Source organism: Chloroflexota bacterium, from assembly GCA_034717495.1.
GTDB lineage: Bacteria > Chloroflexota > Anaerolineae > JAAEKA01 > JAAEKA01 > JAYELL01.
In genome coordinates, this window is record JAYELL010000005.1 from 24,720 (window position 1) to 38,724 (window position 14,005).

Below are 14,005 nucleotides of genomic sequence, written 5' to 3' on the forward strand. Positions count from 1 at the left end.
TCCCATTGAAACTGCTGGATAAACCCATTCATGATCCTGATTGAGCCACATAGCTGCAGCACCATGGGTCGGGCGCCAGTGGGGCTGTGGATGACGATAGGTGTGGTTTTCCTTGCCAGTGTCGTTCTTGTGGGTGCTTTGGGTTGGAAGACCAGTCCCGATATCGCCGATTTCCTGGTGACCATTGCCGCGTACGGGTTGGCGATATTGGCAAGCTATGTCGTTATCGCCTTTGGGTCGATGGTGCCTTTCAACTGCTGAAGTTGCAGGCGCCTTAAATTAACGAGTGTAAGTCCACCAGAAAGGAGCTAGCGAAGTGTTCCGGTTTCTGCTCTTCATCCTGGTTCTCTGTACGTTGGACGCCTGTAGCTTTGCGCCAACAGCATCGCCCCAGCCGACCCCGCTGGTGACGGAAGTTGATCCCGAAGAATACGTCCTTTTTTCAGCGATGATCGATCAAAAAGTGGTTGGGTACCGGCTGGGGGAGCCGGTCGTGATCCGTGAGCTGACCAGCCCCCGTATCAATGATCTTGAATTCGCACTGGAAGGACCCCATGAAATACCCAATTTGGGCCAAAGGCGAGAGGCCTCCCAACTATTCCCCCGGGGATTCACTTACTATGACTTTGAGTTTTTTAGCGAGAATGAGAAATCGACGGTATCATGGACCGCTGGAACTGGAGACATCGCTCCTGTACTTTTCAGCTTTGGAGGAGAGGAGTATTTTCTTGTCCTGCGGCAAAATGAGCTCGCAAGAGATAATGCGTTTTTGGATGATGATGAGATGATTATCTGGCCAGAAGCTGTTTATTTGAAGAAACAGGAAGGACTCTTCTCTTACTGATGACCGATAGCAAATGCCACCAGAAAGCCCAGAAGATAGCCGGCAACTCCCCCAATGGCAGCGCCAGACCAGATCCAGGCCCTTGAGTCTGTCCTACCGTTGACTCGTGCGATCTCAAGACCGGCATGGGCGCCGCCAACGGCCAGTGGAATAGTCACTACTGCGATGGTGGGTAAGCACAAGGGTGTACTGCCAAGAGCACTTAGGAAGTAGATCGTCAGGTCCAGTGAGTCCAGGGAACCCTCGATGAGCTTGGTGATAACCAGGGGTGCAGTGTAGACGCACAAGGCGGCAGCGATCAAGCCGCTGATGCCCCCCGCGACTACCACAAGTCTTCTATCCCTCGCCTCACTCAGTTCATCGCCTTGCGGCAATGTTGGGACTCGTGAAAGCAAGACCAGCGTGGCACCAGTGATTGCTCCGCCTGTGGCCCCAAGAACAGCACCCATGAGGGCAAGCCCTCCTGTTGACCAGGTCCGGGTTGGTAGATCGAAAAAGGCCGATGTGGGAATCGTCTCGGTGACCAGGAATACCTCCAGGGCCCAGCCAACTGCCCCGCTCAGAATCCCGGCAGAGGTCCAGGCGGCAAGGCTCGCGAGCATCAACCAGCGATTCGGAAATATCCGCTGCAGCATGACTCCAAACAGAGCGCCGTACGCGGCCCAGGCGAAGGCCCACCCCGCGAGGAGGCTTGCCGAGGTCTCAGCCAGGGAGGTCGTCACGACGCTCACACATGCGGCCACGACCGCTGCCAGAGAGCTAGCAAGAATCCACCGACGGGCAGGGGGAAACTGCTGTCGCAATACAAAGCCGTACACACCTCCCGCCAGGATTCCGAATAGCATTATTGCCACAGGTGGGAGGGTGAGCACGGCAAGGGGCGCTACCGCACCCAGTCTGTAGCTCACGGCCCCAGCGACAGCCAGGCCCAACACCCACAGGGCCCAGGAACCCCATCCAAGTTGGGTGAGCTCGGCAGAAGTTTGGTCCGTAGTCTCTGGTGTCAGTGGCTTCTGTTCATTCATTGGGTGGCTCCATGCAAACGACGTAACTGCCCTTGGCTTCCGGGCGGGTTTGGAAACGATGGGTTAGTGAGAGATTGCCACGTCAGCCTCTCCAAGCATCGGCTGGCTCGCAATGACACTGTAGGTACCAGCTTTCCTGAGCACTAGCGCCGATCCTTGTTGAGCAGCACAAATATCTTTGCATCGTTGCCCTTGATCAGAAGTCCTTCCTCAAAAACCTGAATCTGTCCTGTGTTCTCGTAGCCCCGTTCAGGCTCCGTGGCCCAACCAAGCCCACTATGCTCCCCACCCAGGTGGTTTCGCCACAGCCAACCAAAACCTTGTTTGGGCTCAAAGAAGCCTGGCGGCGGCACCAGGCCAGCGCCATCGGGATGGCTGCCATCCCATTTCCAACTGGGATCACTTTGCCATTGGCCAGCTGGCGAATAGATGACGTATACTGCATCGGTGTCGCTGCGCCAAAGCATGTGCCCGCCCTGAAAGCCCTGTTCGGCAATGGTGGGAATCGTCACCATTTCCTCGACCGCACAGCCGAGATCGGCTGCGTGTTGCTGATGGATGTCGGCAAAAACGGGCGCCGGTGCTATCGCACAGCCTGGGGATGGTCTGCCAACCGCCAGGGTTGCCGAATCGCTGGAGCCGTCGTACCCTGTGGCACTGAGGTTACAGGTGACCGATCTGTCGGGAATCGGCGCCGATCCTTCCACACCTATCTCCAGGGCCCAGTGACCGCTGATCGTTCGCCCCAACACTGGATAACAGGTTATGGTGGCCGATGCGGCATTTCGCACCAACCAATGGAGCATATCCCCCTCGAGATCAAAACGGATCGTTATCGGCTCGGTCTGTTGCACGATCGAGGGGTTCCCCTGGTCACGCACGCAGCGAATGCCGATATCGTAGCGCGCCAGAAATGGATCCAGCGATTCGCCCAGATAGGAAATACGCCCTTCAAAGGGCAGGCTGTTCCATCCGCCCCCGCGCACAACAATCTTCGGCGGCATATTGCCGGCCAGGCGGACATCCTGGTCGGTCCACTCCCAGACATTGCCTGTCATATGAAACACACCGAATGGGCTGGCGCCGTCCGGATGACTTTCGCCGGAAAACGTTCCCGCGCCGGAGAGGTTTGCTCTGGCAGGATCGGGAGTGTCTCCCCAGGGAAAGGTGCGAGTGTCATCGCCGCGGGCGGCTCGTTCCCACTCGGCGCGGCCGGGAAGGCGAGCATCCAGCCATTCCCGGCAGAACGTACTGGCATCTGTGGCCGAAACCCCCACCACCGGCCGATCAGGGTCGGCAAACTCAGCCTGATATGAAATCGGGCTCTCATCCAGATCGGTCCTGGTCGGTCGACAGACACCGGCCAACACACATGCGTCGTATTGGGCATTGGTGATCTCAAATTTCGTTATGGCGAATTGCTCGACAAAAACGCTTTCCCTTGGGATTTCCCGTTCGAATTGCATTTCGAAACAGTCCCGGCCTGACGAGACACAGGCTGAATATGCTGAAGCCGCCTGCTCATCGGTGCTGCCAACGATGACATTCCCGCTGGGAATCAGCACCCACACCACCTGATCGACCACTAGCGCGGCGGTCGTTTGATCTGGCACCTTCGTCGGTGATGTGGATGACTCGGTTGGAGCTGGGAGGGTCTGCTCAGGGGTGACTGGCGAGTTGGCTTGGGATGGTTCAGGTGTGTCCGTGGGTTCAGGTTGGGCCGGCTCTGGCGCCTCGGTGACCGATACATGGTCCAGTGCCTCGAGGGTAAGATCGGTCTGGATCTGATCCGCTGGAGCGCTTGCAGCCGCGTTAGATTCTCCAGTCTGGGAAGGGGGCTGCTCTTCCCCAACGCCTGACATGTCAACCGCGCAGGCAGCCAGGGAAAGCAGGATCAGGATAGCCGATAGCGTAGCGGTTTTCATGCGAACTACCCGCTTTCTGGCAGGACATTCTGTCCATCGGCCTGTTGGAGTTGCCACGTCATGGTGAACGATTTCGCACAAGCGCTGTGTGCCGTCATCAGGTTTGGAAGGATCAGGAAAAAGACTGGAAAGATATCCCACATATTATAAAGCATATGCTCGATCTGTTCCAACGACTGCAAGCCCGGTTCTTCCTTGGGTAGCGCGGCCCTTGATGGGTCAGACTGACACTGCTGGTGAAATTGACTTCTGGCAAGAATCCCTTCGCGATCAAGCTGATTCTTATGGTACAATGTGAATATTGACCCTCGGAAGCTGGAGAGAGTGCTCAGGAGGCATGCCGTGAAAGCGTTCATGAGATCAACCAGATACTTGGTAGCAGCGTTAGGAATTGGCGGGTTGTTTCTCCTCCTTATGGCCTGCGCATCGATTCCGCAACAACCTGTGTCGACAGCCGTCGTTCCGGCCAACAGGAAAAGCAGCGGAGTTTCCCCAACTGAAACTGATGCCATTACTCAACAATGGGTGGTTTTCCCCGAAGCGGTTGCTGAGCAGACTCAACTTGCAAAAATGGTGGGTCTCGGCCCTTCCTTCGAGGGGTTTTGGACGCCATCCGCAGATGTCGTCTTCCAACTCGAAGACAAAATCACTGACTATCTGCGGCAGAATCCCGAGCAGTTTTTCCACCAACCGCCGGTCTGGCAGCGACTCGATGAGTATCAGCGACAGTATATTGGACTGAGCTTTCAGGATGGCCGCCAAATCATCTATGGGAATTTCTTCTGCAACAATAGTGGAAGGGATTGGAGGCAGCAATTAATCTTTGTGCTTGACGGGGGCGAATGCTATTTCCAGGTAATGTTCGATGTCGATTTCGGGGAATTCGTTGAGCTTCGGGTCAACGGAGAGGCGTAGGCCGCGGCCGAGAACTTCAGGTTTCGATCGGACTTTCCATCCGTTCTCAGTGCGGCATCCATGGGGGATGCCGCACCTGTTTTCTTAAGGCTCACATATTCATGGGCTGCCCAGTTTGCTAATGGACAGCGGGCAACGGCGCACACATCCTCGTGATTGCTTCGATGTGGCGATGGTCGGTGCCGCAACAGCCACCCATGACATTCAGATGGCTCATCTTATTCTTGAGAGCCCGATGCTGGATGCCGAGTTCCACAGGGTTGCCGTCGTCCATCTCATCCGTTTCATCCAACTCTGCATGGCTTATACGAGAAGCATTGGCTCGCAAGCCGCGGATTCGTTTTGTTGATGTTCGTGCATCGAGGCCGGCGATTTGGCGTCGAAATGAAGTTCAGCGATGCCCCCAAGCCTACGAAATCAATGATTTCGACCCCTCTATTCTCAGGCCCAAAAGGCCTTCTTCAGGTCGGTGAACTCCTCTACCGGCCCTTCGAAGCGATTGTGCCCCAATTCCAACACATAGACGTAATCGGCTATCTTCAGCGCCTGGCGTATCTCCTGGTCCACCAGAATGATGGTCATGCCCTCCTCATCCCGCAGTCGTACCAGCATGGCATACACGTCCTCGGAAAGCAACTTGGCCAGGCCCGCGGTGGGCTCGTCCACCAGGATGACCTTGGGATCGGTCATCAGCGCCCGGCCCACCTCCACCATGCGCTGCATGCCGCCCGAGAGCTCGCCGGCATCTGACCTGCGCCGTTCCTTGAGGGCAGGAAAGCGTTTGTAGTTCTCGGCCAACTTGCGTTGAATGCGAGTCTTGTCGCCCCTAAAGGTCCAGGCGCCCATTTCCAGGTTCTCTTCCACCGACATCCAGCGAAAGATCCCTGGCTGTTGCGGGATGTAGGACAGACCCAGATCGATGAGTTTGTGGGTGGGGGTACCCGTGATCTCGACGTCATCCAGAAGAACCTGGCCGGCGTTGGGGGTCAGGAAGCCGAAGATGGCTTTGAGCAGTGTGGACTTGCCCACGCCGTTGGCGCCCAGGATCGCGGTGATCTTGCCGTTGGCGGCGGTGATCGAAACCCCCTGCATGATGTTGAGATCCTTGTAGTAGCCCACGTAGAGATCGCGCACTTCAAGCATCGCCGCGCTCCCCGGCCTTCTGCTCCAGCAGGGCGGTCAGGCCATGTTCTTCGTTGACCGGGCCGATATCCTCTTCCTCCTCACCCAGATAGGCCTCGATCACGCCGGGGTTCTCTCGCACGATCTTCGGTTCGCCATCGGCGATCACCTGGCCATAGTTCAGCACCAGCAGGCGCCGGCTCAGAGTGAAGATCGACTCCATGTCATGGCTGATCAGGATGATCGCCTTGCCCTGCTTGTTGACTTCGACGATGTATTCGTAGATCGTTTCCATGAGCTTGGGATGAACACCGGCAAAGGGTTCGTCCAGGATGATGATGTCCGGATCCAGCATCAGGAGTCGTCCCAATTCCAGAAGCTTCTGCTGACCCCCCGACAGGCCACGGGCATATTCGTTCACCAGGTGATCGATGGTCAGGAAGTTCAGCACCTGCAGGGCCTGGTCGTAGAAATCCTGCTGCCGCGCTCGGGGATTGCGGGCCAGTGCGGGCACCATCAGGTTCTCCAGCACGGTCATCCTGCCGAAGGCGCGGGTGACCTGGAAGGTGCGACCGATCCCCCGCCGTGCGATCTCATAGGGCGGCAGGCCGTCGATCCGTTCCCCATTGAACCAGACCTGGCCGCCCGTGGGGCGGTGGACTCCGTCCAGGATGTTGATGAGGGTGGTTTTGCCCGCGCCGTTGGGACCGATCAGGCCCAGCAACTCGTTGCCCCGCACGGTGAAACTGACGTGGGCAAGGGCACGCACGCCGCCGAAGTCCTTGCTGATATCCCGCACCTCCAGCTCCATCAGGCTACGCTATCCTCCTGTATCTCGCGGCGCTTGGCCACCGTGTCGATGGTGGTCTGTTCCCCAAACAGACGCTCAATGATCGGCGCGATCAGTCCGTTTTGGGCAAAGCGCAGGGTGAACATCAGGATCAGGCCAAAGGCAGCATAGCGCCAGATTCCCAGCTCGATGGTCACGCCGAACAGGGTGATCTCCCGCAGCAGCTCCAGGGTTATGCGGGCAACGAAGGCGCCCAACGCCGCGCCGATCAGGCTCTCGATTCCGCCGATCACGGCCATGGCGATGACCAGGGACATCTGCAGCAGCTCCATGGTGTTGGGGGTGATGATGCCCACCTGGTGATAGAAGGTCGCGCCCGCCAGTCCGACGATCAGGCTGGTGAAGAAAAACACCATCACCTTGTAGCGAACCACGTTGACTCCCATGGCCGACGCGGCTTCCTCGTCCTCCCGCATGGCCTTGATGAACAGCCCATACTTGGAGGTGATCAACCAGTACATGATGGCCAGCACCCCCAGCAGGAGCGCAAAGGTTATGTAGTACTCGGCCAGTGGTGTCACATCGCCGTACAGGTTCTCCAACTGCAGCCCATTGTTTCCCTCGGTGAAACGAAATTCCGTCAGGAGGATGATGCGCAGGATCTCGGAGAAGGCGATGGTGAACAGAGCCAGATAGGCTCGTCGCAGGCGCAGGCAGAGCAGGCCGATGATCAAGCCCACCAGGCCAGCAAGCAGGGTACCGATGACCACGCCCATCAAGGGGGAGGTGCCCAACTCGCGACCCAACAAGCCGCTGGTGTACGCGCCAATGGCCATCAATGCCATATGGGCGAAGGAGAACTGGCCGGCGATACCGGCCAGTAGGGCCCAACTGGACGCCATGATGGCGTAGAAAAACCCCCCGGTTACCACAGACATCTGGTAGGGATGTTGGTTCAGGTAGAGGGGTGCCAGCAGGGGGAGGACAACCAGCAACCCGATGCCAATGGCACGGCGTATGGTCAGGGTGTTCACTCTTCCCTCCCAAATAGGCCGTTGGGTTTCAGCAGCAGCACCATGGCGAAGATCAGGAGTCCAAAGGCAGTCTTGTAGGCAGCCCCCTTGCTGGGATCGGGGTAACAGCCGGCGCCCAGGGCCTCCACCAGTCCGATGATCAGCCCACCGACCAGTGCGCCTGGTACTGAGCCCATGCCCCCCAGCACGATGATGACAAAGGATCGGGTGGCCGCGGGCGCGCCGACCCAGGGCACCCAGGTGAACACCGGGATCAAGGCTGCTCCGGACATGCCGGCCAGCATGGTGCCGATGCCAAAGGCAAGCGTGTTCATGGAGAGGGGATTCACACCGCTCACCGCAGCCGCCTGTTTGTCCATGCTCACCGCCCGCAGCGCCTTGCCCTGCCAGGTGCGCGTCAGATAGGCGAGCAGCGCCAGAATCAGGATCGCGCCGATAGCCGCCGCGATCAACCGGTTGGGAATCAGCACCAGCGGGCCCAACGTCAGGCTACCGGCCGGAAGATAAGGGTCGGCCTTCTGAGAAAAGGGACCCACCACCGCCAGCACCGCGTATTGCAGAAAGAAACCAAAGCCAAAGGTGATCAGGATACCATATTCCCCTGGCCGTTCGATCTTCCCGGTGTGCATCGGCCGCAGGAAAGAGCGCTCGAACAGGAAGCCGATCAGCATGGTGACCAGGCCGGCCACCGGCACGCCCCAGATGGGGTTCAAATCGGCGAACAGCTGCAGGAAGTAGTAGGCGATGTACCCGCCAAGCATATAGAGCTGGCCATGGGCGAAGCTGATCACCCCCTGGACCGAGTAGATCAGCGTCAGGCCAACCGCCATCAGGGCGTAGATGAAGCCGATGGTGAGGCCGTTGGCGATCTGGTTGGCCACGTAGCCGCCGTTGATCACGCAGAGATTGTCCGAATTAAGCAGGGCAAAGAGCCCGAAAAACTGGAGGGCTGCCAAGATGCCCAACCCCAGAGCCCAAACGCGCCCGGTCAGGTCCGGGGTGAGCACCCAGAGGGGCAGCAACAGGAAGGGCCCGAGGGTCAGGCCCGCCAGGCCGCCGATGAAGCGGGCTGGCCCATCGTCCAGCCCGCGCCGGCGGTAGTGTTTGGGCAATTGCCAGGTGCCTAGCGCCGCCCAGATCGGTCCGGCCAGCACCAGCCAGGCCAGGACCATAGGTGGAAAGGATCCCATTGGGTTGTCCTTTGCAGAAAGGGCTTGAGGCCCGAAGGTTGGGCCTCAAGCCCCCGAGAGGTTAGGGTGTGGTACCAGGGGTGATGTACAGCGTATCGTGAGTCTGGTAGACCTCGGGCCAGATCACGGCGGCTTCCTGCCAATCCTGGTTGGGCTCGAAGTACTGCAGCAACAGGATGGCCGGGTCGGGCCATTGGTGCCACATGAAGGCGGGCACGCTGCCATCGTCGGGTAGGGGATTCTGGCTGGTGTATTCGAAGTAGTAACGCCCCTGGGCCAGGTTGATGTCCGTCTCCTCCAGGGCCTGGATCAGGGCCTCCGGCTCGGTGGTGCCGGCCCGCTCGATGGCGTCGGCCAGGATCCAGATGGTGTCGTAGGCTTCCAGGGCGTAGCTGGGCGGCGCGGTGTCGAATTGGGCCTCGTAGGCCTCGGCCACCCGCCGGGTGGTATCGTTGTAGAGGCTTGGCGGCAGGCCAACCAGGGCATAGACGAAGTAGTTACCGTTGGGAACGCTCTCCCAGAATTCAGGTTGGATGGCCACCTGGTTGGTGGTGCCGATGGTGGTCTCGGTGGGCGCGACCCCCAGCTCCGCCATCTGCTGGGCCAGGTTGTAGCTGGTCTCACCTGTGACTGCCACCCGGATCACGTCCGGGGACGGGTCCATGGCCTGAATGCGGCTCAGAATGGGTAGGAAGTCCTCGGTGCCCAGCTCGACGAAAAAGATCTCCATGATATTCAGTCCCAGCTCTTCGGCGAACTTTTGATCCTGGTCCGCCTGACCCGTGCCGTAGTCGGTGTTCTCGGCGATGATGACGATATCGTCAGCACCGACGGCGGAAAACCATTCCGCGCTAGCCCGGGCATTCATGGAAGAGGCGGGCGCGATGCGGAAGACCTCAGGATAGCCGGTTTCGGTGATCGCATCCGACCAGGTCTCGGAGAAGAGCACGGGGATACCGTTCTCGTGGGCAACGTCGGCGATGGGAATGCCGACTGCGCTGTGATATTCACCAGCCAGGGCGACGACGTTGTTCTCGTGGATCAACCGTTCGGCCACGGCCACGCCGCGCTCTGGCAGCCCCTCCGTGTCGGCGAAGATCAGCTCCACCGGCTTGCCCAGGACGCCCCCCTGCTCGTTGATGTCATCAACGGCCAGGCTCATGGCGAACTGCATGGCGATGCCACCTACCACGCTACCGGGCGCCGACAGGGGGCCAATGCCGCCAATGCGGATAGTGTTTGCCTCCTGGGCAACGGGCTCTTCGGCAACAGGCTCAGGGGCTTGAGCTGGTACGGGCGCCACCGGTGCGACGCAGGAGGTCGCTAACAGCGCCAGGATCAGCAATGCGGACAAAAAAAGACCGTTTCGAGCGTAAATGTTCAAGGGGTTGCTCCTTTCTAGGTGACGTGTGATTTTGGGATTCGGGTGACCGGCGCCTGGCTGGGATGGCGGCACGGCGCAATAGGCCGGTCGCCGGCATGGCCTTGACGGCGGTTCAGGGAATCGGGGCAGTGATCACCTCCTTGGGTTAGCAGGCTCTGAATCAGCTCGACATAATCGCATCGTCTGTCACGACGTGAGTCACGCGACAACCGGGCGGTTGCTTGAGCCTGTGAGCTGTTCGGTTGGTCCGCTAAATTGATCGCAACACCGATCGAGGCAGCGAACTCTCATTGGAGCGCCTGATGGTGGCGATCAGGTGTGGATGGTTGCGACTGACGATGGAGGAAATGGTGTTCCTGGACGCAGAGGGATAGCATGCGACGATCGAGCATTGGTTTGCTAGCTTGCCCTCCGGCGATGTATCTTACCTTGAAACCGGCATTCTGTCAACTGGGGTTTCGCAAGGGGGATAGCGCAAGACGTGTGCTCATCCCACTGCCCGAGCCGGGCAGGAGCTTACGCAGTGAGGGCCTCCTACTACCCTGGAAGCCGGCTCGCATCGTCTGCTGATGGCTGACCTGTCGCGGCGTTCGCGGGCCTCTCCGGGTGCAACCGGGGATGACCTCGTGTTGGATACCCCGGCAAACTGAAGCGGTCCATTTGGGTGGACGGTATGTTCCCAACTCGTTTGGCCGGTGGTGTCTCGATCGCGCCTTGCGCTACAAGCCTCTCGATGTCCACCTCGTCGTACCTGTAACCTGGAAAAACCTCGCCGGACACAGCAGAGCATGCATCCATCCTCGTTTGCGAAGATGAAGGATGAAACCTCCGGCAGCCAGGCAAAATCGGCACGTTTTCGGCGGTCAAATGATGTGAGATTAGGTTATGTCACAGTCCCTTTGAAACCAACCGGCGGGAGCTGGAGGAAACTGAAAAGGGCCGCTGACAACTACGAAAAGTGTTGGAAAAGCCAGATCTTCGAGACACGAATGATGAGACTTGCCGGGGAGTTCGAAGGCGCTGGCGCGTGGTCGTACAAGAACTATCCTGGCAGAGGAGTATCAGACTCTGTCAACTATCTGGTTGTCCAGTTTCCCCTGGTGCGGCTGCGGCACGAAGTTTTTGCATTCCTTCCTGGAGGACTTCCTGGAACATCCATATGTCTGACGAGAAGGTAGCAATCATCATCCCCCGTTCAATCCAGTGTACCAGGCGTTCAGTGTCGGGTAAATGCAAGCCCCAAGGCATGGTGTGGGCTTCACAAGTGGCTACTATGCGTTCAAGCATATGCTCGGCCAGGGGGTCTTTGGTGTTGCCAGCCACACCGAGTGAGAGGGCCAGGTCGTCCATGCCAATGACTACGCCATCGATACCGGGCACGGCAATCATCTCCGGCAAGGCCTCGACGCCTGCCTTGCTTTCAATCTGAATGAAGTTGAGGAGATTATCGTTTGCCCACCGGACATATTCACGAAAATCGATCTCGGCGAAGTCGACGTGGGCGGCCAGGCGGCTGAATCCGCGTTGACCCATCGGCGGGTACTTGCTGTAGCGCATGATCTGCCGCACCTGGTCCGCGCACTCCACCCGCGGGGTCATGATGCCCTGAGCACCGGCGTCTAACAGGCGGGCGTACATGTGGTATTGGGTATCCGGCACACGCACGAGGGGGGTAATGCCGGCGAGACGAGCGACTTGGATGAGGTCGGCGGCGGTCTCAAGATTGTATGGCCCATGTTCCATATCGAGGAAAACGAATTCCAGGCCATAGTTGGCCAGGAGTTGAATGATCGCGGGCGCACGCACCTGGACGATCATGGTGCCGATCACTACACGGCCATCGGCAAACGCTTGTTTGATGGGACTTGAGACCAGGCCTGGTCCTTTTTTCATGTCAATCCTCGAAAACTCCCCAGCGCTCTTCTGCCCTGGGCCGCACCGACTGGTTGACGATGGTGGGAGGCCAGCAGTTAAGCAACAATTGGGCTGCGATTCCCGCGCTATTGCGGTAAAGCATATCCACGGCAGAAACTGAATAACTGGCGACGTGGGGCGTCACCAGAACGTTCTCCATACCATACAAGGGGGAGTCTGCCGGCAACGGCTCCTTTTCGGTCACATCCAGGCCGGCTGCCAGCAATTTGCCCGATTGCAGCGCTGTCACCAATGCTTGCTCGTCAACTACCGCGCCGCGGCTGGTGTTGACGAGCACCGCGCCTGGCTTCATGGCGTCGAATGCCGCTGCATTCAAGAAATGATAGGTTGCATCTGTGAGCGGCGTGTGGATGGTCACGAAATCGGAGCGGTGCAACAGTTCCTCCAGGGGTACCTTCTCCACGCCGCAGGATTCCATGTACCCGGAATCGATATAGGGGTCGGCTGCGATCACCGTCAGGCCGAAGCTGCGCAAGCGCCTGGCAATGGACTGGCCAACGCGGCCAAAGCCGATCAATCCCAGTGTTTTTCCATGGATTCGCACACAGGGGATGGCGCTGAGACGGTGCCATTGGCGATTGATTGCCCGACGATTAAGGGGAGCCAGGCGCCGGGCGCAGGCGAAAAGCAAGGCGATGGTGTGTTCTGCCACCTCTTCGGTGCACCAATCTGCCACATTGCTGACCAGAATACCAAATTCAGAAGCGATTCCAACGTCGATCGAGTCATAGCCGAGGCCCATGCGGATGATGCCGCGACATCGGGTGAGGTGGGGGATTGTGTGCCGGTTCAGGAGGGGGCGGACCGACTGGATCATGACCACATCCGCGTTTTTGGCCATCACCACCACCGATTCCTCGGTGCGCTGTTGGCCGATCTTCAACTCAGCGCCCGCGTTGCCCAGCGTTTCAGCCATATCGGCCAGGGAAGCTGGCGTGATATCAAAGAGATCCGAGTCATAGTCAACCAGGGTCACACTGTAACGGGCCATTAGCTGTCGTCACTCCTTCTGCAACATTTGCCGATTCGCCATTCGCTGATTCGCCCGCTGCCAACCCCCTACCCCTTGATCCCTACCATGACCATGCTCTGCATCACCCAGCGTTGCATGAAAATGAACATGATGAGAAGCGGCAGCATGCTGACCAGCGCGCCGGCAGCGACCAGTGTGTGCTCGACATAAAATGCGGTGCTGAAGACCTGGAGACCCACGGTGATCGTCATCATCTCCTGGCTGCTGGCCATGACCAGCGGCCAGAGGAAATCATTCCAGGCGAGGATGGTCTTGAGCACGGCCACGGTTACGAAACCGGGAATGGTCAGGGGCAAGGCGACGCGGAGAAAGATCGTGAACTCACGGGCACCGTCCACGCGGGCGGCGTCGATGTAGTCGTCGGGAATGCCTTCCATGAATTGCCGCATGATAAAGACCCCGAGGACCGTCATCCAGTTGGATCCGACAATACCGGGGTAGGTGTTGGTCAGGCCGACGCTGTTGAACATGAGGTAAAGGGGAACGACGGTGATCTCGGGTGGCATCATGAGCAGGGCGATGACCGAGAGAAACAGCAGCTCCTTGCCCTTGAAGCGCAATTTGGCGAAGGCATAGCCGGCCAGCGAGGCAAAGAACAGGCTGGAGATCACCGACAACGTGGTGACGATGACTGAATTGAGCAGCCATCGGTCAATCGGATACTCGCTGAACAACGTCTTGAAGTTCTCGAAGTAGAGCCAATTGTCCGGCAGCCAGGTCATGGGAATGCGGTTGACCTCTTGCGGGTGTTTCAAGGCCGTCAGAAGGGTCCACAGCAGGGGCCAAAGCATGATCAGCAGTCCAACCA

The 14,005-nt window shown here is 58.6% G+C and carries 13 protein-coding genes and 1 pseudogene; 3 read left to right on the plus strand and 11 right to left on the minus strand.

Going from position 1 to position 14,005, the window contains the following annotated elements:
• Positions 1–30: 30 nt before the first annotated feature.
• A complete protein-coding gene (locus tag U9R25_02030) occupies positions 31–261 on the plus strand; it encodes a hypothetical protein (protein MEA3334657.1) in 231 nt (76 codons plus the stop codon).
• A gap of 55 nt (positions 262–316) precedes the next feature.
• Positions 317–844, plus strand: coding sequence for a hypothetical protein (locus U9R25_02035; GenBank protein ID MEA3334658.1), 528 nt, complete (start codon positions 317–319; stop codon positions 842–844).
• On the opposite strand, the gene U9R25_02040 is transcribed toward U9R25_02035, so the two are convergent.
• Positions 838–1,869 carry a hypothetical protein gene (locus U9R25_02040; GenBank protein MEA3334659.1) on the minus strand — a complete coding sequence of 344 codons (1,032 nt, stop codon included), beginning with the start codon at positions 1,867–1,869 and terminating at the stop codon, positions 838–840. The genes U9R25_02035 and U9R25_02040 overlap by 7 nt on opposite strands.
• A gap of 143 nt (positions 1,870–2,012) precedes the next feature.
• Positions 2,013–3,794 carry an SUMF1/EgtB/PvdO family nonheme iron enzyme gene (locus U9R25_02045; protein ID MEA3334660.1) on the minus strand — a complete coding sequence of 594 codons (1,782 nt, stop codon included), beginning with the start codon at positions 3,792–3,794 and terminating at the stop codon, positions 2,013–2,015.
• Between the two features lie 342 nt (positions 3,795–4,136).
• Here U9R25_02045 and U9R25_02050 point away from each other — a divergent pair, with 342 nt between their 5' ends.
• Positions 4,137–4,709, plus strand: coding sequence for a hypothetical protein (locus U9R25_02050; protein MEA3334661.1), 573 nt, complete (start codon positions 4,137–4,139; stop codon positions 4,707–4,709).
• 118 nt (positions 4,710–4,827) lie between these two features.
• Here the strand turns inward: U9R25_02050 and U9R25_02055 are convergent.
• The 9 genes and pseudogenes from U9R25_02055 to U9R25_02095 all read right to left on the minus strand — a co-directional run bounded on the left by U9R25_02055 (position 4,828) and on the right by U9R25_02095 (position 13,988).
• Positions 4,828–5,055: pseudogene (locus U9R25_02055) on the minus strand (homocysteine S-methyltransferase family protein).
• A 95-nt stretch (positions 5,056–5,150) separates the two neighbouring features.
• Positions 5,151–5,852 carry an ABC transporter ATP-binding protein gene (locus U9R25_02060; GenBank protein ID MEA3334662.1) on the minus strand — a complete coding sequence of 234 codons (702 nt, stop codon included), beginning with the start codon at positions 5,850–5,852 and terminating at the stop codon, positions 5,151–5,153.
• Positions 5,845–6,642, minus strand: a complete 798-nt coding sequence (locus tag U9R25_02065) for an ABC transporter ATP-binding protein (protein ID MEA3334663.1) — start codon at positions 6,640–6,642, stop codon at positions 5,845–5,847. The genes U9R25_02060 and U9R25_02065 overlap by 8 nt, the downstream gene beginning before the upstream one ends.
• Positions 6,642–7,655 (minus strand): branched-chain amino acid ABC transporter permease, encoded by a 1,014-nt coding sequence (locus U9R25_02070; protein ID MEA3334664.1) that lies wholly within the window; start codon positions 7,653–7,655, stop codon positions 6,642–6,644. The genes U9R25_02065 and U9R25_02070 overlap by 1 nt, the downstream gene beginning before the upstream one ends.
• A complete protein-coding gene (locus U9R25_02075; GenBank protein MEA3334665.1) occupies positions 7,652–8,845 on the minus strand; it encodes a branched-chain amino acid ABC transporter permease in 1,194 nt (397 codons plus the stop codon). Before U9R25_02075 ends, U9R25_02070 begins: the two co-directional genes overlap by 4 nt.
• A 61-nt stretch (positions 8,846–8,906) precedes the next feature.
• Positions 8,907–10,229 carry an ABC transporter substrate-binding protein gene (locus tag U9R25_02080; GenBank protein ID MEA3334666.1) on the minus strand — a complete coding sequence of 441 codons (1,323 nt, stop codon included), beginning with the start codon at positions 10,227–10,229 and terminating at the stop codon, positions 8,907–8,909.
• A 1,071-nt stretch (positions 10,230–11,300) separates the two neighbouring features.
• The gene (locus tag U9R25_02085) at positions 11,301–12,122 is read right to left on the minus strand and encodes an aldolase/citrate lyase family protein (protein MEA3334667.1); all 822 of its coding nucleotides are present in this window, start codon (positions 12,120–12,122) and stop codon (positions 11,301–11,303) included.
• Position 12,123: 1 nt separating this feature from the next.
• On the minus strand, positions 12,124–13,155 hold the full coding sequence (locus U9R25_02090; protein MEA3334668.1) for a C-terminal binding protein: 1,032 nt from the start codon (positions 13,153–13,155) through the stop codon (positions 12,124–12,126).
• Between the two features lie 68 nt (positions 13,156–13,223).
• Entirely contained in the window at positions 13,224–13,988 is a 765-nt protein-coding gene (locus tag U9R25_02095) for a carbohydrate ABC transporter permease (protein ID MEA3334669.1), read from the minus strand.
• Positions 13,989–14,005: the final 17 nt, after the last annotated feature.

Coding starts and splice junctions, on each gene's coding strand:
- U9R25_02075 (MEA3334665.1), bottom strand. CDS start 8,845: ATGGGATCCTTTCCACCTATGGTCCTGGCCTGGCTGGTGCTGGCCGGA.
- U9R25_02090 (MEA3334668.1), bottom strand. CDS start 13,155: ATGGCCCGTTACAGTGTGACCCTGGTTGACTATGACTCGGATCTCTTT.
- U9R25_02085 (MEA3334667.1), bottom strand. CDS start 12,122: ATGAAAAAAGGACCAGGCCTGGTCTCAAGTCCCATCAAACAAGCGTTT.
- U9R25_02095 (MEA3334669.1), bottom strand. CDS start 13,988: ATGCTTTGGCCCCTGCTGTGGACCCTTCTGACGGCCTTGAAACACCCG.
- U9R25_02065 (MEA3334663.1), bottom strand. CDS start 6,642: ATGGAGCTGGAGGTGCGGGATATCAGCAAGGACTTCGGCGGCGTGCGT.
- U9R25_02060 (MEA3334662.1), bottom strand. CDS start 5,852: ATGCTTGAAGTGCGCGATCTCTACGTGGGCTACTACAAGGATCTCAAC.
- U9R25_02045 (MEA3334660.1), bottom strand. CDS start 3,794: ATGAAAACCGCTACGCTATCGGCTATCCTGATCCTGCTTTCCCTGGCT.
- U9R25_02040 (MEA3334659.1), bottom strand. CDS start 1,869: ATGAATGAACAGAAGCCACTGACACCAGAGACTACGGACCAAACTTCT.
- U9R25_02030 (MEA3334657.1), top strand. CDS start 31: ATGATCCTGATTGAGCCACATAGCTGCAGCACCATGGGTCGGGCGCCA.